At 63.8% G+C, this 18,616-nt stretch carries 15 protein-coding genes; 10 read left to right on the forward strand and 5 right to left on the reverse strand.

The annotated features are described in order from the left end of the window. The 3 genes from V6L75_RS19430 to V6L75_RS19440 all read left to right on the forward strand — a co-directional run bounded on the left by V6L75_RS19430 (window position 1) and on the right by V6L75_RS19440 (window position 3,646). Window positions 1–273 carry a nitrate reductase gene (locus tag V6L75_RS19430; protein WP_334253132.1) on the forward strand — a complete coding sequence of 91 codons (273 nt, stop codon included), beginning with the start codon at window positions 1–3 and terminating at the stop codon, window positions 271–273. Between the two features lie 89 nt (window positions 274–362). Next, window positions 363–2,960 carry an ATP-binding protein gene (locus tag V6L75_RS19435; protein WP_334253133.1) on the forward strand — a complete coding sequence of 866 codons (2,598 nt, stop codon included), beginning with the start codon at window positions 363–365 and terminating at the stop codon, window positions 2,958–2,960. Continuing rightward, the gene (locus tag V6L75_RS19440; RefSeq protein ID WP_334253134.1) at window positions 2,960–3,646 is read left to right on the forward strand and encodes a response regulator transcription factor; all 687 of its coding nucleotides are present in this window, start codon (window positions 2,960–2,962) and stop codon (window positions 3,644–3,646) included. Before V6L75_RS19435 ends, V6L75_RS19440 begins: the two co-directional genes overlap by 1 nt. Window positions 3,647–3,695: 49 nt before the next feature. On the opposite strand, the gene V6L75_RS19445 is transcribed toward V6L75_RS19440, so the two are convergent. Together V6L75_RS19445 and V6L75_RS19450 are read right to left on the reverse strand one after the other, a co-directional pair. Beyond that, the gene (locus V6L75_RS19445) at window positions 3,696–4,640 is read right to left on the reverse strand and encodes a GNAT family N-acetyltransferase (RefSeq protein WP_334253135.1); all 945 of its coding nucleotides are present in this window, start codon (window positions 4,638–4,640) and stop codon (window positions 3,696–3,698) included. A gap of 69 nt (window positions 4,641–4,709) precedes the next feature. After that, window positions 4,710–5,666, reverse strand: coding sequence for a GNAT family N-acetyltransferase (locus tag V6L75_RS19450; protein WP_334253136.1), 957 nt, complete (start codon window positions 5,664–5,666; stop codon window positions 4,710–4,712). A 260-nt stretch (window positions 5,667–5,926) separates the two neighbouring features. Here V6L75_RS19450 and V6L75_RS19455 point away from each other — a divergent pair, with 260 nt between their 5' ends. Both V6L75_RS19455 and V6L75_RS19460 read left to right on the forward strand, forming a co-directional pair. Next, complete coding sequence (locus V6L75_RS19455) at window positions 5,927–6,274, forward strand: NHLP leader peptide family RiPP precursor (RefSeq protein ID WP_334253137.1); 348 nt, start codon at window positions 5,927–5,929, stop codon at window positions 6,272–6,274. Between the two features lie 39 nt (window positions 6,275–6,313). Beyond that, a complete protein-coding gene (locus V6L75_RS19460; protein WP_334253138.1) occupies window positions 6,314–6,655 on the forward strand; it encodes an NHLP leader peptide family natural product precursor in 342 nt (113 codons plus the stop codon). 57 nt (window positions 6,656–6,712) lie between these two features. Here V6L75_RS19460 and V6L75_RS19465 read toward each other — a convergent pair whose 3' ends face one another. Then, window positions 6,713–7,726, reverse strand: a complete 1,014-nt coding sequence (locus tag V6L75_RS19465; protein ID WP_334253139.1) for a hypothetical protein — start codon at window positions 7,724–7,726, stop codon at window positions 6,713–6,715. A gap of 435 nt (window positions 7,727–8,161) precedes the next feature. On the opposite strand from V6L75_RS19465, the gene V6L75_RS19470 reads away from it, so the two are divergent. The 5 genes from V6L75_RS19470 to V6L75_RS19490 are packed head-to-tail and all read left to right on the forward strand — an operon-like array spanning window position 8,162 to window position 16,446. Then, complete coding sequence (locus V6L75_RS19470; RefSeq protein ID WP_334253140.1) at window positions 8,162–9,700, forward strand: efflux transporter outer membrane subunit; 1,539 nt, start codon at window positions 8,162–8,164, stop codon at window positions 9,698–9,700. 15 nt (window positions 9,701–9,715) lie between these two features. After that, complete coding sequence (locus V6L75_RS19475) at window positions 9,716–11,020, forward strand: NHLP bacteriocin system secretion protein (RefSeq protein WP_334253141.1); 1,305 nt, start codon at window positions 9,716–9,718, stop codon at window positions 11,018–11,020. Between the two features lie 8 nt (window positions 11,021–11,028). Beyond that, complete coding sequence (locus V6L75_RS19480; RefSeq protein ID WP_334253142.1) at window positions 11,029–13,203, forward strand: NHLP family bacteriocin export ABC transporter peptidase/permease/ATPase subunit; 2,175 nt, start codon at window positions 11,029–11,031, stop codon at window positions 13,201–13,203. A 7-nt stretch (window positions 13,204–13,210) separates the two neighbouring features. Further along, window positions 13,211–15,907, forward strand: coding sequence for an ATP-binding cassette domain-containing protein (locus V6L75_RS19485; protein ID WP_334253143.1), 2,697 nt, complete (start codon window positions 13,211–13,213; stop codon window positions 15,905–15,907). 17 nt (window positions 15,908–15,924) lie between these two features. Continuing rightward, entirely contained in the window at window positions 15,925–16,446 is a 522-nt protein-coding gene (locus V6L75_RS19490) for a cyclic nucleotide-binding domain-containing protein (RefSeq protein WP_334253144.1), read from the forward strand. Window positions 16,447–16,511: 65 nt separating this feature from the next. Here V6L75_RS19490 and V6L75_RS19495 read toward each other — a convergent pair whose 3' ends face one another. Next, entirely contained in the window at window positions 16,512–17,288 is a 777-nt protein-coding gene (locus V6L75_RS19495) for an SDR family oxidoreductase (RefSeq protein WP_334253145.1), read from the reverse strand. Then, the gene (locus V6L75_RS19500) at window positions 17,288–18,211 is read right to left on the reverse strand and encodes a dihydrodipicolinate synthase family protein (RefSeq protein ID WP_334253146.1); all 924 of its coding nucleotides are present in this window, start codon (window positions 18,209–18,211) and stop codon (window positions 17,288–17,290) included. The genes V6L75_RS19495 and V6L75_RS19500 overlap by 1 nt, the downstream gene beginning before the upstream one ends. Window positions 18,212–18,616 lie beyond the last annotated feature (405 nt).

Consider the following 18,616-nt stretch of genomic DNA (forward strand, 5'->3'; position numbering starts at 1 on the left):
ATGACGGCATTCATCAATCCGCTCAAGCCGCGCTCGCGCGGTATTCCGCAGAAGATCGCCGAGATCAAGGGCTGGGTCCGCACGGCCTTTGCCCTTGAGGAGGGCGTCGCCATCTCCTTGTCGGAGCTTTCCTGCCGCGATGAGGGCTGCCCGGATGTGGAAACGGTCATTGGCCTGTTGCGCGAAGGTCATCCGATCGAGGTGCTCCGCCTGCACATGCCGCTGACGGAGGTGAACGAGGCGGATGTGCTGAAGCTGGCGGCGGGCGGCTGAGCCTCCGGCGTTTTTCGGGTTGACGTCGCACGGAGGCGAATAAGGCGGTATGTCTTTGGGAAACCACAGACCTGCGCAGGTCCGATTCGATGACTACGCAATCCGCCCTGGATCTTCCAGCATCACGGCTGTTCAGCTGGACCGGTGAGTTCCGGAACCGGGAACGGGAAGACGCCTATTGTACGGCGTCTCTCCGCGAGACGCTGGGGACGGCCAAGCTCTGTGTCACGGCGACGACCATCGCCAGCCTGGCCTTTGCACCCATGGACATCATGATGCTGGAGGAGCCGCGCCTGCTGCTCTTTCTGGGCGTCCGTGCGGTGCTGGCTGTGCTCTGCCTCGTGGTGCTTTACGTTCTGGCGAAGGCCGAGAGCCACCGCCAGGTTGTTGTGCTGACCTATGCACACATCCTGCCGTTCTTCTTTCTCAATGCGCTGATTTTCGATCATCCCGCCTTGACCCGTCATGGCGGTCTGCTTCTGCCGCTGATCGCCATTGCCATGCCCATGTATCTGCCGGGGCGCTTCCGGGGGGTGGCTCTGACCAGTGCCTATGCACCGCTCATCAGCTTGCTGTTCTGGGGGGTGTTGCGGCCGAAGCCCGAAACACCGCTGGACCTGGCCTCCATCTTTCTTGTGATCACCGTTGGTTATGTGGCCGGCAGCGTGGCGCGGGTGCAGCTCAATCGCATGCGCCGGGAAGAGTTTCTGCGTATCGACCGTGAGCGGCAGATCAATGAGGAGTTGCGGCAGGCCAAGGATGCGGCAGAGGCCGGCGCCCGCGTCAAGGCGGACTTCCTTGCGGTCATGAGCCACGAGATCCGCACTCCGTTGAATGGGGTGCTCGGCATGGTGCGGCTCGCGCAGGCCGAAGAACTGCCGCCGGTCGCCCGCACACGGCTGGAAATCCTGCAGCAATCCGCAGAGGCTCTCGCCACCATCCTGGATGATGTGCTGGACCTGTCGAAGCTGGAGACGGGAACGGCAGAACATGAAAACGTGCCGCTGGACCTGCATCAGATTCTCAAGGATGTGGTGACACTGGTCAGTTCCAAGGCGCAGGAGAAGGGACTATCCGTCCGGCTGGATTTCCACCCTGATGTTCCGCGCCAGGTGATGGGAGATCCTGCAAGACTGCGTCAGATCCTGCTCAATCTGGCCGGCAATGCGGTGAAGTTCACGGAACGGGGTTTTGTCACCATTACGGTGGATCTGCAGGGGCAGATGTCCGGCGGAGTGCAGGCGGGTGGCACGCTTCTGCCGCTGCGCTTTTCCGTTCGGGATACGGGAATCGGCATTTCGGAGGAAGAGATGCCGCGCCTGTTCCAGCCCTTCTCCCAGGCCGATGCCTCGATCCGCCGCCGTTATGGCGGCTCAGGCCTTGGCCTTGTCATTTGCAAGCGGTTGGCCGAAGCCATGGGCGGCAGCGTTTCCGTGACCAGCGTCAAGGGTGAAGGCAGCTGTTTCCAGCTCAACCTGCCCATGGCGCAGGCATCGGAGCGGGCGCTTGCGGCAGCCGCAACGGAGCTGACAGCCGGCGCTCATGCCGGGCTGGTGCCGCTGCGCAGCCTGGCGATCCTTCTGGTGGAAGACAATCCGGTGAATCAGCTGGTCGCCTGCGGGCTGCTGGAGCGCGAGGGCCATGTCTGCACCGTGGCAGACAGTGGTGAGGAGGCACTGAAGCTGGTCCAGGCGCGGCCCTTTGATGTGGTGCTGATGGACCTGCAGATGCCCGGCATGGACGGTTATGAAACCTGCAGCGCCATCCGGGCGCTGGGTGGCGCCTTCCGCAATCTGCCCATCATCGCGCTCACGGCCAATGCCCTTCCGGAGGACCGGCGCCGGTCGCAGGAGGCGGGTATGGACGGGCATCTGGAAAAGCCTGTCCGGCCGGAGCTTCTGAACGATACGCTGCACAGGGCCGCCAACCGGCGGTATGCGCAGGAGCGCTCTTCGGCGGAGCGGCGGCCGATGCGGCCGCTCAACATCCTGCCGGGTGCCGATATTCTGATTGCAGGTGATGTTCCGCCTGGCCTGCCGGAAGGTCTCACGGACCTCGGTTACCGTGTCTTTCCGCTGCCGGACATCAAGGCGGCTCAGCATATCCTGGCCGTGCGGCCCTTTCCGGTAATGATCCTATTCCCGCGCCGTATGGGGGATGTGGCCGTGGCGCAGAAGCTTTGCGAATGCGGCATGCAGCTGGTCACCTGTGCCGATGGGCCGTCGGCTGAGGAAGAACTGCGACGGCTTGGTACCGGCGCGGTCTTCCAATGTGGACGGACAGAAGGCAAGCATGTCCGGGATCTGGCGGAAGAATTGGGGCAGCTGCTGAGAGGACCTTCATCGTCCGGGGAGATAACTGCGCCGGCGCAGCTGCTGGGACCTGACAGGCTTGCGCAGCTGCAGATCCTGTTCCTGGATAATTTGAAAGAGCAGCTTCAAGCTTTGCGTAAGGCTGAAGGTGATAGCGTAGAACTGCAGCGTGTTGCACACAGGGTGAAGGGCAGTGCGGCCAACATGGGTTACACTGATCTTCAGCACGCTGCGGGCCTCTTGTTGACAGAGAAAGCTGCGCCAAATAACGGCGCTATCGATAAGCTCTCAACCGCACTTGCCGCTGCGATCGCAGAGCTTGAAACGCATACAGGCGCGAAGGGAACTGACGCGCCCGGGAAGACAGCACGCTGATGACCGCAACAGTACTTGTCGTTGAAGATGCCCCCGAAAGCCTGGAAATGATCTCCGGCTTCCTCAAGGATAATGGCATGACGGTCATCGCCGCAGGGACCGGTGCGGATCTGAGGGCCCGGTTGCAGGGCTTGCAGCCCGACATCATTCTGCTTGACGTCAATTTGCCCGATGAAGATGGCATCGAACTGGCGCGGCAGCTGCGCCTTGGTGAGCGGTTCGGCCTCATCTTCGTGACAGGGCGGGATTCCGATGAAGATGTGCTGGCCGGGCTCGAGGCGGGCGGAGATGACTATGTCACCAAGCCGATCAACCTGCGCACGCTGCTCGCCCGAATCCGCAGCGTGCTGCGCCGCTCCCGCGAGCCGGTGATCACCTTTGACGGGTGGATCCTGGACGTGGTGCGCCGTGAGCTGTTCCGTCCCAACGGCCAGCTTGTCGAACTGACAGCCGGTGAATTCAACATTCTCGTGGCACTGGCCTCACGCCAGATGCAGCCGCTGAGCCGGGACTTTCTGCTGGATGTGATCTCCAACCGCGACCCGCGCGACATCAGCGGCCATACGGTCGACAATCTGATCGCCCGCCTGCGCAAGAAGATGCAGCACGAGGGAAAAGATGCTCCGATCGTCACCATCCGCGGTGTTGGCTATGCGCTGATGCCCTCGCAGGGCAAGCCGGACTGAGCCGGGATGGCCCCTTTTCGCGGGGTCCATCCCGTCTGAACAGTCCAGATCAGCCGAGAGCCTTGTGGCTCTCCAGAATGCTATCAGCCCACATGGCGTAGGGCCGGAAGCGGCTGTCGAGCAGGCGGCAGACTTTGGCGCCTTCCGTTGTGGTGGGCTGCAGGACGAGGCTTGACAGGGGGCCACGGATCTCTTCAAGCCGGGTCAGGAGCTCTCCCATCCCGGCAATCAGTGCGCCATGCCAGTGCACAGAGGGTGAAAGCCAGCCGCAGGGCAATGTCCAGTGCCCGAGAGTGGCGTGATGCTGAGCCAGAAGCCAGCCCAGGGACTCCCCGGCAGCATTGAACAGCGCCTGCGAAACCTCCCGGTCGAGCCCGTCCTGCCACTGCCGGGGATCCGCCCAGACGGGCAGGGCATTGCAAGCAGTGAGCCGGGCCGTGGCGCTGGAAAGACCTTCCTCTTCGCGGGCATCCAGACTGGCCAGGGATTTGAAAATGAGGCCGCGGCGCTCCAGTTGGCGCATCAGCATTTCGTGCTGCGGCAGGGCGTCATGCCGCTCCCCCACATGAAAGGCCATGCGCAGCCGTGCCTTGGCCGCAGGCCGCCAGCCCGAGGCAGTCAGCAGACCTGCGAAGGCGTCGCCCTGCGGCAGACGTTCGGACCATTGGGTGGCGAGCCGGGTGCGCCCTTCCGCCTTCATTCTTGCGGCAAAGGCTTCCAGCAGGCGGAGCGCCAGATGCTGGCGGCGCAGAAGCGGCAGCACCATCACGGAGAGGAGCTCCTGCTCGCCGGGCACAATGCTGCTGCGCCGGGACAGAAGCAGTCCTGCGGGAATGTCGCCGAGCCACAGACCGAGATGGCAGAAACGGTCCTGCTCCGCGCCGGTCAGCCCCTCGCGCAGCGTTGCGGCAAGGCCTTGTGCTGTCAGCGGCGCGAAGCGGGGCAGATCGTCAGGCCTGCAAGGTCTGATCTCTATGGGCTCCGTCAGGTGCATTGATGGTGGCCTGGCTGGGGTCGGGGACATGCATATGCTCGCAGTGATGTTGTACGGGTTCGGGAGCATTCAGTCTGCGCTGAATATGCACTCGCTTTCGAAGAGGTAATCGGTCGAAACTGCGTGGCTGCCGAAGTGCTTGTAGAGCATCTGCTCCATGCCGCCGGGCACATCGGCGGGGGGCTGGCAGATGAGGATGGCCTCGGGCCCGGCCTCTTCCTCCAAGACCTGCAGCAGCCGGGCAATGGCACCCAGAAGCCAGCTCTGCGGGATGCGCTCGCGCACGACCCAGCCCTGGGGGATGTACCAGCGCTGGAACGCTGCCTGCTGGATGCAGACCAGCCAGCCCTGAACCGCGCCGGTCTCATCGAAGAGGATCTGACTGAGACCGGCCCCTTCGCCTTGTGCCCAGTATGCGGGATTGGACCATTCCGGTGCACGTCCTTGCGCAATCAAATCCTGCCCTGCCTGCACAAGCTGCTGGCGTCCGGTATCATCCAGACTGTTAAAGCTGACGCAGCGCAGCCCCTTTGCCTCCAGCCGCGTGAATATGCGGTCGCGCAAGGGAAAACCTTTTGGCCAGTCCCCGGCGCGCCAGGACATGCGGCGGCGTGAGACCTCGGGCTGGCCCCATCCGGAGGAGGCAAGCAGCCGGGCAAATTCGGCCGCGCGCGGCAGGCGGCTGGACCAGCGGGCATAGATGCCGCGCCGTCCGCCTTCGCGCAGGGTCTGGCACAGCTGGGCGAGCAGCATCATGGCTATGCCCCGTCCACGCCATTGAGGCGCAACCATAATCGAGGAGAGCTCCTGCAGACCGTCCTCGCCTGCACAGGAGAGGACCAGTCCGGCAGGCTCATCACCGATGAAGGCGGCAAGGCGCAGCACACGCATGTCCTGCGTGGGGGCGGTCAGCATCCATTGCAGCGCGCCTGCCGTCAGCGCGGCGAGGGCCGGTGCTTCTTCGGGTCTGGTTTCCCGGATCTGCGGTACTTCTGTGTCCGGATCCTGTGCTGTCATGGTGTCCATTTGGGCCCGCTGCCATAGACAGGCTACCTCTCGGCAGCCCGGTTTTCCTGCCTTCTTACTACCGCAGGTGCGGCGGTTTGTTTTGGCACTTTTGAGGTCCAATCCGTCTGCGCCCGGTTCACCGGGCCTATAACGGAGGCAGATGATTTCTGCAGCCTGGGTAAGATCTGACAAATGCTTGCCCGGTGCGCAGGACGACTTGCTTGGCCTGCCGGACCGGCTGGCCCCTGGTTGTTTTCCAAGACAGAGGCGGAGAGAAGATGTCCCACGTTCCGGATCCCATGACGCAGGCCCGTCAGCACATCGAGCGCGCGCTGATCGAGAGGGCGCAGTCTGATGAGGCTTTCCGCAAGCTGCTGCTTCAGGACCCGCGCGCGGCACTGAAGCAGCTGATCGGCGTCGATCCGATCCCCGGTTTCAAGATCCGTGTGCTGGAAGAGGTGCCTGGCGAGGTGGTTCTGGTGCTGCCGCGTGCCATCGCACAGGACGAGCTTCCAGATGAAATGCTGGACTACGCAGCTGGCGGCGGCGATGGCAACCCCTGCCCGGACCCGCGTGCAGGCTTCCGTGGGACCATCGTCAAGACCCGTCCTGCTTCCAGCAATTGACGGGTGGTTTTCCGGAGTTCGCGGCAGGGAGTGATTACCATGCAGGTTCTGGATCAGATTTCCGAGGTGAAGACCCGGCTGCAGGCCATTGCGGTGGCCAAGGCTGATGAGGATGCGTCTTTCCGCCAGTCTCTGGCCGCCGATCCGGCTGCCGCACTCGGCAAGCTGCTGGGTGTGGACGGGTTCAGCGGGCTTTCGATCCGGGTGATCGAGGAGAAGGCCGGAGAAGCTGTCCTCGTCCTTCCGCCTGCCGCGGATGACGGGGCGCTTACCGATGATCAGCTGGCAAGGGTTTCGGCCGGGGCGGGTGTTTCCGACAATCTCAAGACTTTGCTGGAAGTGCTGAACTCTTTCATCCGCTTTCAGTCCGTGCGCTCCTGAGGGACTGCAGAACAGGAGGCGCCGGCCGGCAGGCAGGCGCCTTTTGCATTTCACGGATCAGTCAGTTGCGAGCAGGTAAGCGAAGTTGCCTGTCATCCAGCTGTCCATCGCATCCCATGCATTCTGCAGGACTTCGATATCGCGGCCGCCGCGTGCGTGGAGCTGAACAAGGCCCAGCGTTTCGGCTTGCTCCATCAGCAGGCGGGCGTGGGTTCTGGAAATGCCTGCATGTTCGGAGATGGCTTCATAGCCCATCTGGATACGGCTGCTGCCGGTCCTGGATGCCTCGTGAAGCAGCATCAGGAATGTGAGATAGCCGCCGTCCCGCTCCGCCAGAGCCGAAATGGAGCGATGCTGCATCCGCATGCCGAAATAGTCCTGCAGCAGGGGGGCAAAGCTCCGGCGCCAGTTGCGGTGGCCTGCCGTTGCCGGGGCAATGCTGCGCTCTGACCAGGCCGGTGCCATCGGGTCTGCATGCGGATGCTGGCCGCCATTTGCCTCGCCACCATGGCTGAGACGCGCCAGAAGCTGGCTCGCGCTTGCCGATTGATCCCCCAGATCCGGCCGCTGGCAAAGGGGAGACAGGTGCATTTCAGTGAAAAGCGCATCGGCAGACCACATGCGGGCGGTGGGGATCAGGATACTGATCCGCAGATCCTCTTCTGCCTTGCGCCGCTCAATGAAGCCGTAGCGCTCGAAGATGGCTACCAGCGCTTCGATCCGGTTGCGGCTGGTCAGGCCCGAGGAGGAAAGGCGCGCCTGAAGTCGCCCGAGTGTCAGCCAGCTGTCCCGGTCTTCCGGGTTCTGGGCGGCGCTCAGGCACAGGATCGCCTGAAACACCATGAAGCGGCCTTCTTCCAGCATCAGACGTGCCAGCAGATAGTCACCGCGAAAAAGGGACACGAGGTTCTGCACAACGGCGTCGCGGACGGGTGGCGTGATGGCCTGTTGTCCGGCATTGAGGATCTCAAAGGCGGCAGTGTTCTGGCGCTCTGCACCCTCCCACGGGCATCCAGCCGCAGCACGGAGCGTGCCCGGAACAGGGTGCTTGAGAGGGAGGGCTGCATTCATCAAATGATCTCCAGACCGGCTTCCGCTGAGAAGCGTCTTGCGCTGGGCAAAAGCTTCTACGACCGCACGTACTCTGTCCGATATTGATACCATGTAATTTGATGTGCTGTAGTAGAGGAATATCAACGGCTGTTGATGTTCGGCTAATCTGTCATTCTTTGCGTGTATGCATTTTCTTTTTTCAATTGAATACTTTAGCTCTATAGTATTTTTTATTTGTTTTTGCTTAATGGTTAGATGATATTTTGTTGCTTTCAATAGTTTCCTTGCTTGATTTTTGGTGTGTATTGAACTTCGCCGGGATTGCCAGTGCCTCGTCGTTAGTGCTGGATGCGGCTGGCGTTTTTTGGGTGCTTTTGGTGTTGCTCTGCCGCCGGGTGTTACGTGTTTGGGGACTGTGGGGCTGGTATGTGGCGTGTCGGGCGGCTTGGAGTAATGCGTGACGGGATTTCGCTCCCGCTTGCCGTGGCGCGGCGCGCCGGGGCCGTTGGGCTTCTGGCTTTGCTGCTGTCCGGGTGCGCGCTGCTGGGCAATCCGCTCGTTCCGGCCGATGACTTCTCCCCGGTGATGCCTTCCGCTTACATCCATCAGGACCCGCGCAGTCAGGCGCTGATGCGTGCGCCGGCCGCTGCACCCGCATTCTGGGCCGCCTTTGGCTCGCCGGAGCTTACCGCGCTCGTCTCCCGGGCGGAGGAGGGGAGCAAGGATATCGCCGCCGCGATTGCCCGCGTCCGTCAGGCGGAATGGGGTGCGTTGCAGGCCGGAACGGGGCTTTTGCCGTCAGGTGCGCTGAGCGGGACGAGCACCACATTCCGGCCCTCGGCCACCGTGGCGGGGCTGGAAAGCGGGCGCCTGCCGCAGCAGCAGCTTCGGCGTGCGGGCCTGTCCGCCTCCTGGGAGCTGGATTTCTGGGGCAAGAATGCCGCCCTCTACTCGGCGGCTGCCCGGCGTGAAGAAGCAGGTGTCTTTGCACTTGCCGCAACACGTCTGGCTGTGACGGCGGAAACGGCGCAGACTTATGTGACCGTGTTGTCCCTGCGTGACCGGCTGGCGATTGCGCGGCAGAACCTTACTCTTGCCCGCAAGGTGATGGACAGCATCCATGAGCGGGTTGAGGCGGGCTCGGCCACACAGGTGACGCTGGCCCAGCAGGAGACTGTGGTGCGTCAGCAGGAGGCCGCGATCGTTAGCCTGCGCCGCTCTCTATCTCAGGCGGAGCTGTCGCTTGCATTGCTTGTTGGCGCCCGCCCGGGAGACGTCAATCTCGGCAAGGGCGGTCTCAAACGCCTGAAGCTGCCGCCGCTGACCGCCGGTCTGCCCTCGGATGTGCTGAGCCGCCGTCCGGATGTGCGTCAGGCGGAAGCGCAGATTCTGGCCGCCTCTCAGGATGTGGGCGCTGCGCGGGCGGCGATGCTGCCGAGCCTGAGTTTCTCGCTCCAGCGCGGCTTTGAAAGCCTGACCACGAGCACGCTGATCTCACCGGCTTCCAGTGTTGCGAACTTCACCAGCCAGCTGGCTCAGCCCCTCTTCGATGCGCCCCGGCTGGCGGCTCAGATGAAGGGGGCTGAAGCACGGCGTGAAGAGCTGATCGCCATCTATGAGCAGGCGGTTCTTTCGTCCCTGTCCGATGTGGAGAAGGCGCTGGTGGCGCTGAACACGAGCGGGGAAGAACTGGCGATTGCCGGGAAGGCCGTTGATGCGGCGCGCCGGGCCTATGAGCTGACACAGGAGCAGCTGGAGGCCGGGCAGGTGGACATGACGACGGTGCTGAACACCCAGCGGGAGTATTTCTCAGCCTCCGACAGTCTGGAGCAGTTGCGCCTTGCGCGGTTCCAGGCAGCGATCGCGCTTTACCGGGCGCTGGGCGGGGGATGGTCGCCGGAAGATGCAAGGCTGCTGATGCAGCCGAAGGAAACGCCGTCCGAAAGCGGAATGAAGACCGTAGCCGCCGCAAGTGCGGCTGCGGCGCAGTAAGAGAAGGCAGGGGCCATGTCATCGCAACCGAGCCCGGCGCCGCAGGATGGCGCGTCCAATCAGGCAAGCCGCCTGTTCCGGCAAGCGGCGCTGGACCGGCTTTCCTCTCCCGAGCAGCTGGACCAGCTGATCTCCCTGACGCGCCCGCGTGACCTTCTGGCCATGCTGACACTGTTTGCCCTCATCGCTCTGGCGATCGGCTGGTCAATTCTTGGCCGGGTGCCGGAGCGGGTGAAAGGGTCTGGCATCCTGATCACTACGGGCGGACGTGTTGTTGATGCGGTGGCGACCGGAGACGGCACGCTGACGGATATTCTGGTGGAGGTTGGTGGCACGGTGCAGCAGGGGCAGGTGGTGGCACGGGTCATCCAGCCCGCCCTGCGCCAGCAGCTCGAGAACATCAACGCTGTAATCGCGGAGCGCCGGGCGCTTCTGGAGGAATTGAAAGGCCAGGTGGCAGAGCGCACCCGCGCTGCCGATGAAACGCAGGCAGCCCGCGTCAACGCCTTGACCATGCGTGTCAGCGATGCACAGGAGCGGGTGCGGGTGCTGGACGAGCAGGAGAAGCGCGATACGGCGCTGTTCGACCGCCGCCTCATCACCTGGCAGCAGCTCCTGGAAACCCGCAGGGCGCTGGCTGAGGCGCGGCAGAGCGAACTTGAGGCCCGCAGCCAGATCTCGCAGGTGGAAAGCGACGCCATCGTGCAGCGCAATTCCAACGACCGGGACATCCGGTCTTCCGAGGAACGGCTGGCGGACGCAGAACGGCAGAAGGCCGAACTGGAAATCCAGCTGCGCCAGCAGGAAACCATTACCAGCCCGGCAAATGGCCGCGTGGTGGAGTGGAAGGCCGTGCCCGGCACCCGAATTGCGCCGGGACAGGCGCTTCTGAGCATCGAGAGCGGCACGGCGGGGCTGGAGCTTCTGCTTTACCTGCCGCCCAATGATGGCAAGCGCGTGGTCTCTGGAATGCCCGTGCAGATCGCCCCATCCACGGTGCGGCGTGAGGAGTATGGCATGATGGAAGGGACGGTGGCGGCGGTTTCCGACTTCCCCACCACGGCCCAGGCGATGCAGGCCATCCTGCGCAATGACCAGCTGGTGCAGAGCTTTTCATCCAAGGGCGCGCCCTTTGCCGCGCGCGTGCTGCTGACGCCGGACGCCAACACGCCGAGCGGCTTTGCCTGGAGCGGCGGTTCGGGGCCTGAGCAGCAGTTCAGCAGCGGCTCGCTGGCCGAAGCGGAAGTGACTGTCGCCTGGCGGCGTCCGATCAGCTACGTCATTCCCTGGCTGCGCAAGGTCTCGGGGCTGGCAGGGTGAGCGGCCGCATGAGCACGGATACGCCCCCCAAACCCGCAAAGCGCCGCCGCAAGGCAACGCCGTCCATCCTGCAGATGGAGGCGGTGGAATGCGGTGCGGCCAGCCTTGCCATGATCCTCGCCCATCACGGCGCCTGGATTCCGCTGGAACAGCTGCGCGTTGCCTGCGGCGTTTCACGCGACGGCTCCAAGGCCAGCAGCCTGCTGAAGGCAGCCCGGCAATATGGCTTCACCGCCAAGGGCTTCCGTAAGGAACCTGAGTCGCTGACCGATCTGCCCTGGCCCGCCATCCTGCACTGGAACTTCAACCACTATGTGGTTTTCGAGGGCATGACGGAGACCCATGCCTATATCAACGATCCGGCGCTGGGGCCGCGTGTAATCACCCGTGAAGAGCTGAGCGAAGCCTTTACTGGTGTGGTTCTTACCTTCGAGACGACAGACGCCTTCCGCAAGACGCCCAAACCCGAGGGGCTGCTCTCGGCCTTCCGGGCCCGTGTCTCGTCTTCCCACGGGGCTCTGTGGCTGATCGGCCTGTTGAGTCTTGCGCTCGTCATTCCCGGTGTGGTGCTGCCGGTCTTCGCCAAGATTTTCGTCGACGGAATCCTGATGCAGCAGCAGGAGCATCTGACCCGCCCGCTGCTGATCGCACTCGGCCTGACGGCCCTGATCAAGACCGGTCTCACATGGCTCAGGTCCTCGCTGATCCTGAGATTGCGCACCAAGCTGACGATTTCCGGCGCGGGCGCATTCGTCTGGCGGGTGCTGCATCTGCCCATGTCTTTCTTCTCCCAGCGCAGCGCCGGTGAGATTGCGTCCCGCGTCGAGGCAAGCGAACGGGTGGCGGAGGTCATTTCCGCCGATATGGCCAATGCGGTGCTGAACTGGGGCACTCTGGCCTTCTTTGCCGTGGTACTGGTCGGCTATGATCCAGTGCTCGGTGCGCTGACCATCGCCCTCAGCCTGCCGAACCTCGTGGTGCTCCGCATCGTGCAGGAGCGGCTGAAGCAATCCTCCATCCGCCTCGCAGTGGAACATGGCAAGCTGGGCGGCACCACGGTCGGCCTCATCTACAACATTGAGACCATCAAGGCTTCGGGCCTTGAAACCTCCTCCTTCGGGCGCTGGGCCGGCATTCATGCAAGGCTGCTCAATGCGGTTCAGGAATCCGGCTCGCGCGCCCTGATCACCTCGCTGGCCCCGGCGCTGCTCACCGGTCTGGTGGATGTGGCCATTCTGGGCGCAGGCGCCTTCCGGGTGATGCAGGGGGCGATGACCCTAGGGGATCTCGTCGCCTTCCAGCTTCTGGCCGCCAGCTTCTCCGCGCCGCTTGTCAGCCTCGTTGCCCTGTCGCCGAAACTTGCCAATATCCGCGCCGATCTCAACCGCGTCGATGATGCCATGCGCAACCAGCCAGATCCGCTGACGCAAAGCCCGGCCGGTGGCGCCTCGCGGCTGATGAGCGGTGCCCTGGAGGTGGACGCCATCCGGTATGGCTACAATCCGCTTGATGAGCCGCTGTTCGAGCGCATTTCCCTGTCCGCCCGTCCGGGGGAGCGCATCGCCCTTGTCGGCCGGTCTGGCTGTGGCAAGTCCACGCTGGGGCGGCTGATCTGCGGGCTCGTGGCGCCCTGGGAGGGGGAAATCCGCCTCGACGGCGTGCCGCTTTCCCAAATGGACCAGTTCCAGCGTGCAGCCAACATCGCCTATGTGGATCAGGACATCTTCCTCTTTGAAGGCACGGTCCGCGAGAACCTGACGCTCTGGAATCCGGATGTGCCCGATGATGCCATCACCCGGGCGCTGGAGGATGCTGCGATCCTTGATGACATCGTGTCGCGCCCCGGCGAACTCGACGCTCATGTGGAGGAAGGCGGGCGCAACTTCTCCGGCGGCCAGCGCCAGCGGCTGGAACTCGCACGTGCCCTTGTCGGCGACCCGGCCATTCTGGTGCTGGATGAAGCGACGGCTGCGCTCGACCCGCAGACGGAAAAGGCCATCGATGACAACCTGCGCCGCCGTGGCTGCACCTGCATCATCATCGCCCACCGGCTCAGCACCGTGCGCGACTGCTCGGAGATCATCGTGATGGAGCGGGGCGAAATCGTCGAGCGCGGCACCCATGACAGCCTGATGGCCGCCAATGGTGCTTATGCGGATCTTATCCAGACGGGGGCGCAGTGAGGCGGACATGACACAAGGCTCCCATCCCGCTCTGGCTTCTGGTGCTTACCTGCCCTCCGGCAGCGCCCATCCGCATGTGCTCGATGACCCGGCGCAGTGGCTCATCATCGAGCGCGGCTATCTCGACGTGTTCGCCGTCTTCGGCGCGCCGCTGGAAGGCCGCCGGCTGTTCCTTTTCCGGCTGGAACAAGGGGGGCTTGCACGCGGCATTGCGGCAGCCGCGCTGGACGATGGCCGAAGCCTCACCCTTGTTGGCGTTGGCGGTGCGGACAGTGCCTTGCGCCGTTGCGCCTCCGGCGGGCCGGTGGCCGCAGAGGCCGTGCAGCGCTGGCAGGACATGCTGGCCCAGGCTGCGGACCTGCTTCCGGTGCCCGAAGATGCTGCGGAAGGCAGTGAACCCAGCGATGCCGTGCTGCTGCTCGCACTGGCCAACAGCCTTGCAGAGCGCGAAGCCTTGCGCAGCCAGCATGACTGGCGCAGCGAAAGGCGCAAGCTGGGTGAGGCGCGCAAGACGCAGGCCCTATCGGAACTCGCCTCTGCCGCCGCCGGACATACAATCGAAGCGGCCGTTACCCCGGCTGCCGCCGATGACCCTGATCCGCTGCGCTCCAGCCTGTTGCGCATCTTTGGTGCCCTGAAGGTTGCGCCGAAGCTGGAGGCCTTCGAGACGCCGGGCGGGCTGGAAGAGGGACGCAACCGCCTCGACATCATCGTGTCGCGCCACCAGATGACCCGGCGCACCGTGCTGCTGCGTCCCGGCTGGACGCTGCTGCCTGGCCTGCCGCTGATCGGCTTCATGGGCGAAGAGCGCCGCCCCGTGGCCCTGCTGTTCCGCAAGGGGCGCTGGCACGTGCATGATGGCTCGCGCGTGACGCCGATTGCCAGCGATGGAACGGAAGGCAGCGGCACCGCTGGTCTCGCGGCCGATGCAGTGCAGATCTATCCCGCGCTGCCCGCCAGCTCACTGCGCTTCCGGGACCTGTTTTCTTTCGGCTTTGCGGGCCTTGCGGCAGACAGGTGGCGGCTGGTCTTGCTGATGCTGGCCGCCGCCATTCTGGCAACACTGGTGCCCTATGGCTCCCGCTTCCTCGTCAGCGATGCTATTCCCTACGCCAATCTCAACCTCACCGGTGTGATCATCGGCGGATTGCTGGCGGCAGCACTGGCCCGGGCAGTGTTTGATGCGGGCAAGGGGCTGACCATGCTGCGCTCGGAGCTGGGCTTTGAAAGCCGGCTGCAACCGGCCATGTTGTTACGCCTTTTGCGCCTGCCGCCTGCCTTCTTCCGCCGCTATGCAGTGGGTGACATTTCCGATCGTGTGCTCGGCATTCAGGCCGCGCGCGAGGTGATCACCTCCAGCTTTACGAGCGCGGCGGCGAGCAGCGTGTTTTCCATCATCAGCCTGGTGCCGATCCTCACGGTGGACAAAAGGCTGGCGCTTATTGTGCTCCTTCTGGCCGTGCTCATTGGCCTGATCAACGTGGCCATCAGCTATCAGGCGCTCATTCACGAGCGCAAGCGCATGGCGCTGAAGGGCCGGATCGAGAGTTTCGTGGTGCAGATGCTGATGGGCATCACCAAGCTCAAGGCCTCCGCCAGCGAGGCAATGGGCTTTGGCCGCTGGTCAGGTCTTTTTTCGCAGAACACGCGTCACGCCGTAAAGGCCGGGCGCTGGGCCAATCTGCAAGGCGCGTCTGATGCGCTGCTGCCGCAACTCGCCACCATCGTGCTCTATGCCATGATCCTCTATTTCCTGAAGGCGGACATGGAAAAGGCTGCCAGCGGCGGGGATGCGGGGAAAGGCTTCTCGCTGGCCGACTTCATCACCGTCTCGACGGCCTTTGCCCAGGTTCTGGGCGGCATTTCGGCGCTGGCCGGCGCGCTGATCCAGTCGTTGTCCGCCGTTCCGCTGATCGAGCGCGCCGGGCCGATCATCGAGGCCGTGCCGGATGCACCGCCGCCGGAAAGCCGCCCGGTGAAGCTGTCCGGCGCTATCGATATCCGCAATGTCTCCTTCCGCTATTCGGAAAAAGCCCCGCTTGCCCTCAACGAGCTGAGCGTGCGCATCGGCAAGGGCGAGTTTGTTGCCATCGTCGGGGCATCGGGCTCCGGCAAGTCCACGCTGCTGCGGCTCTTGCTCGGCTTCGACCGGCCGGAGCTGGGGGACATCTTCTTTGATGGCCATTCCCTCAGCCGGCTGGATCTTGCGCAGGTGCGCCGCCAGATCGGCGTGGTGCTGCAGCATGGCCGCATCATGGCCGGCAGCATCCATGACAACATCGCCGGTGAAAGTGGCCTCGGCATGGATGCCTCGCTGGAGGCCGCGAAAATGGTCGGCCTCGACAAGGACATCGAGCAGATGCCCATGGGTCTGCATACGGTGATGCTGGACGGCGGCGGCACGCTGTCGGGTGGCCAGCGCCAGCGGATACTTCTCGCCCGGGCGCTGATCAGCAAGCCGGCCGTGCTGTTCCTGGATGAGGCGACAAGCGCCCTCGACAACCGCACGCAGGCCATCGTCACCGAAACCCTGCAGCGGCTGCCGGTGACAAGGCTCGTCATCGCCCACCGGCTCAGCACCATCGAAAGCGTCGACCGCATCATCATGCTCGACAAGGGGCGGGTGGTGGAGACCGGCAGCTACAGCGAACTCATGGCACTCGACGGACATTTTGCGGCGCATGCCCGCCGCCAGCTGGTTTGAACTGAGGACGGATTTTCATGCGCAAGGTTCTTTACATACTGGGTCAGCTGGATGACGCGGACATCGCCTGGATGGCCCAGACCGGCGCGCGCCGGACGGTGGCTGCGGGTGCCGTGCTCATTCAGGAGGGCCGCGCCACGGCGGATCTCTTCATCGTGCTGGATGGGCAGGTGGATGTACAGGTGACCGGCGTCGGCACCGTGGCCAGCCTGTCGAGCGGCGAAATCCTTGGCGAAATGTCCTTCGTTGACAAGGCGCCGCCCTCGGCCACCGTCGTGGCCGCTCGCGATACCCGTGTTCTGGCACTGGAAAAGCGCCGCATCGAACAGCGGCTGGAGGAAAACGCGGCCTTCGCCGCCCGCTTCTACAAGGCGCTGGCCGTGTTTCTGGCAGACCGTCTGCGCACCACGACCCTGCGCGGCAAGGGCGGGAGCGGACAGGCCGAGGACGAGCTGGATGACATGGTGCTGGACGGGGTCTCCATGGCCGGGCTCCGGTTCCAGCACCTTCTGGAAATTCTGAACGGCGGCAACGGCTGAAATCAGGCCTTTGGCTCCGTCAGGCGAAAGGCCGTGCAGAGGTGGGTCTGCACGGCCTTTTTTGTTCAATGGCTGCGGGTGGCTCCGCCATCCACACGGATCAGCGAGCCGGTGACATAGGACGCCCGCTCCGAGGCAAGGAAGGCGACCATGGCGGCAAACTCGTCCGGACGGCCGTAGCGGCCAACCGGAATGGCTTCTGCCGAGGCGCGCGCCACTTCTTCAACGGGCTGGCCAGTGCGCTTGGCTGCGGCTGCATCCAGTTCCTCAAGCCGCGTGGTCAGAATACGGCCCGGCAGCACCACGTTGACGGTCACCCCGTCACGGGCAACTTCGGCGGCCAGCGTCTTCGACCAGCCGGTGACGGCAGCGCGGATGCCGTTGGAAAGCGCCAGATTGGCAATCGGCTGTTCCACGCCGGAGGAGGCAACGGTGATGACGCGGCCCCAGCCCTTCTTCTGCATCTGCGGCACCAGCCGGCCCGACAGATGGAAGAGGTTCGCTGCCATCGCCTCGAAGTGCTGGATCCACAGGCTGCGGTCCATGGTCAGGGCCGGGCCGGGGGGAGGGCCGCCAATGTTGTTGACGAGAATATCCACCCCGCCTTCCGCCAGCAGTTTGTCCAGCGCTGCGTCAATGGCGGAGAGATCGGTGAGGTCCAGCTTCAGCGGTGTGACCTGCGCGCCTGCAATCTCACCGGCCCAGGCTTCGATGGCCGCGCTGGTGCGGGCTGCGGCGATCACATGAGCGCCTTCCCGGGCGAGTTCTTCGGCAATCGCCCGGCCAAGGCCGCGGCTTGCACCCAATACGAGGGCGCGCTTGCCCTTCAGTCCAAGATCCATCAGTTCAACTCCTTAAGACGCTTTTCAAGGCGGGCCATCAGCCGGTCCACTTCCGCACGGGACAGGGGATCGAGCGGCGCGCCGGGTTTGCGCAGGGCAGGGCTTGCCAGAATGCCGCGCCGGTACATGATGTATTTGCGGATTGCGAGACCTGCGCCGGGCTGCTGTTCCATCCGCGCGAGTGGCAGATAGGCATCAAACAGATCCCGCGCGCGCTCCATATCGCCCTTGCGGTGGTTTTCAACGACGCCCGCCATCATTTCAGGATAGGCAAAGCCGGTCATGGCGCCATCGGCACCCCGTTCCATCTCCTCAGGCAGGAAGACGCCGCCATTGCCGCATAGGATGGAGATGCGCCGGTTCAGCGTGCCTTCCTTCCGCAAAGCAGTGATCTTGGCCAGCCCCGGCCAGTCCTCGTGCTTCAGGCAGACGGCGGTGGGCAGGGCATTGAAGATGCGGGCGAGTGCCGGAACGGAGATCTGCACGCCCGTGACCAGCGGGAAATCCTGCAGCACGAAGGGGGTCTCTCCGAGGAACTCGGCCACCTGCATATAATAGGTGACGATCTGGTCGTCGGTGCGCAGGGAGCCGGGAGGGGCAACCATGACACCAGCCGCGCCCATATCCATCACGCGGGCGGTCAGGTCCTGCATCTGCGCAAAGCCCGGTGCGGAGGCGCCGACCACGATCGGTACCCTTCCATCCACCCTCTTCATTATATGGCGCACGATGGCCGCGGACTCGTCAGAGGTCAGCTTGGGAGCTTCTCCCATGATGCCCAGAACCGTCAGGCCCGTAGCGCCTGCAGCCAGATAATGATCGACCATGCGGTCGCAGCTGTTGAAGTCAATGTCACCCGTCTCGGTGAACGGCGTGGCGGCGATCACATAGACCCCGCTGGCCGCTTCTGTCAGTCGTGTCATTGGTGTTTCCCATGATGCGGGCCGTCATCCGGCCGGTGGAAAGGCAGACTGCATTTTTAAGCTGCAGATGTCAGCAGAAACCGTTGAAACGGCCCCGCCGGGCAGGGCTTAACAGAAGGTTTATGCAGCAGGATCAGGAGGTTCGGTCCGGATGGGCCAGGCCGCAGAGTTTTTTGAAGGAGCCTGTTGAAAACTGTCATACCCCTTGCAGCCGCAGAATTCTGCGGGGTTGAGGGGTGGGTGTGTGGAGGTTGTCCACATGCTGCCGTCAAAAATTCATCCGCCTCGCAAAAAATCGTCACGAAAGCGATTGACCGGTCCGGTGGGTCTGCGTATAAGCCTGTTCATCGACGGCGGCAACGTCGCTGGCGGCGGGGACGCTGTTCCCGAGACTTCCCGACAGGG

The sequence above is a fragment of the Pannonibacter anstelovis genome (genome assembly GCF_036881715.1).
Taxonomy (GTDB): Bacteria; Pseudomonadota; Alphaproteobacteria; order Rhizobiales; family Stappiaceae; genus Pannonibacter; species Pannonibacter anstelovis.

Excerpts from the sequence above, each read along its gene's own strand:
- V6L75_RS19430 (WP_334253132.1), top strand. The coding sequence starts at position 1 with ATGACGGCATTCATCAATCCGCTCAAGCCGCGCTCGCGCGGTATTCCG.
- V6L75_RS19435 (WP_334253133.1), top strand. The coding sequence starts at position 363 with ATGACTACGCAATCCGCCCTGGATCTTCCAGCATCACGGCTGTTCAGC.
- V6L75_RS19440 (WP_334253134.1), top strand. The coding sequence starts at position 2,960 with ATGACCGCAACAGTACTTGTCGTTGAAGATGCCCCCGAAAGCCTGGAA.
- V6L75_RS19445 (WP_334253135.1), bottom strand. The coding sequence starts at position 4,640 with ATGCACCTGACGGAGCCCATAGAGATCAGACCTTGCAGGCCTGACGAT.
- V6L75_RS19450 (WP_334253136.1), bottom strand. The coding sequence starts at position 5,666 with ATGGACACCATGACAGCACAGGATCCGGACACAGAAGTACCGCAGATC.
- V6L75_RS19455 (WP_334253137.1), top strand. The coding sequence starts at position 5,927 with ATGTCCCACGTTCCGGATCCCATGACGCAGGCCCGTCAGCACATCGAG.
- V6L75_RS19460 (WP_334253138.1), top strand. The coding sequence starts at position 6,314 with ATGCAGGTTCTGGATCAGATTTCCGAGGTGAAGACCCGGCTGCAGGCC.
- V6L75_RS19465 (WP_334253139.1), bottom strand. The coding sequence starts at position 7,726 with ATGAATGCAGCCCTCCCTCTCAAGCACCCTGTTCCGGGCACGCTCCGT.
- V6L75_RS19470 (WP_334253140.1), top strand. The coding sequence starts at position 8,162 with ATGCGTGACGGGATTTCGCTCCCGCTTGCCGTGGCGCGGCGCGCCGGG.
- V6L75_RS19475 (WP_334253141.1), top strand. The coding sequence starts at position 9,716 with ATGTCATCGCAACCGAGCCCGGCGCCGCAGGATGGCGCGTCCAATCAG.
- V6L75_RS19480 (WP_334253142.1), top strand. The coding sequence starts at position 11,029 with ATGAGCACGGATACGCCCCCCAAACCCGCAAAGCGCCGCCGCAAGGCA.
- V6L75_RS19485 (WP_334253143.1), top strand. The coding sequence starts at position 13,211 with ATGACACAAGGCTCCCATCCCGCTCTGGCTTCTGGTGCTTACCTGCCC.
- V6L75_RS19490 (WP_334253144.1), top strand. The coding sequence starts at position 15,925 with ATGCGCAAGGTTCTTTACATACTGGGTCAGCTGGATGACGCGGACATC.
- V6L75_RS19495 (WP_334253145.1), bottom strand. The coding sequence starts at position 17,288 with ATGGATCTTGGACTGAAGGGCAAGCGCGCCCTCGTATTGGGTGCAAGC.
- V6L75_RS19500 (WP_334253146.1), bottom strand. The coding sequence starts at position 18,211 with ATGACACGACTGACAGAAGCGGCCAGCGGGGTCTATGTGATCGCCGCC.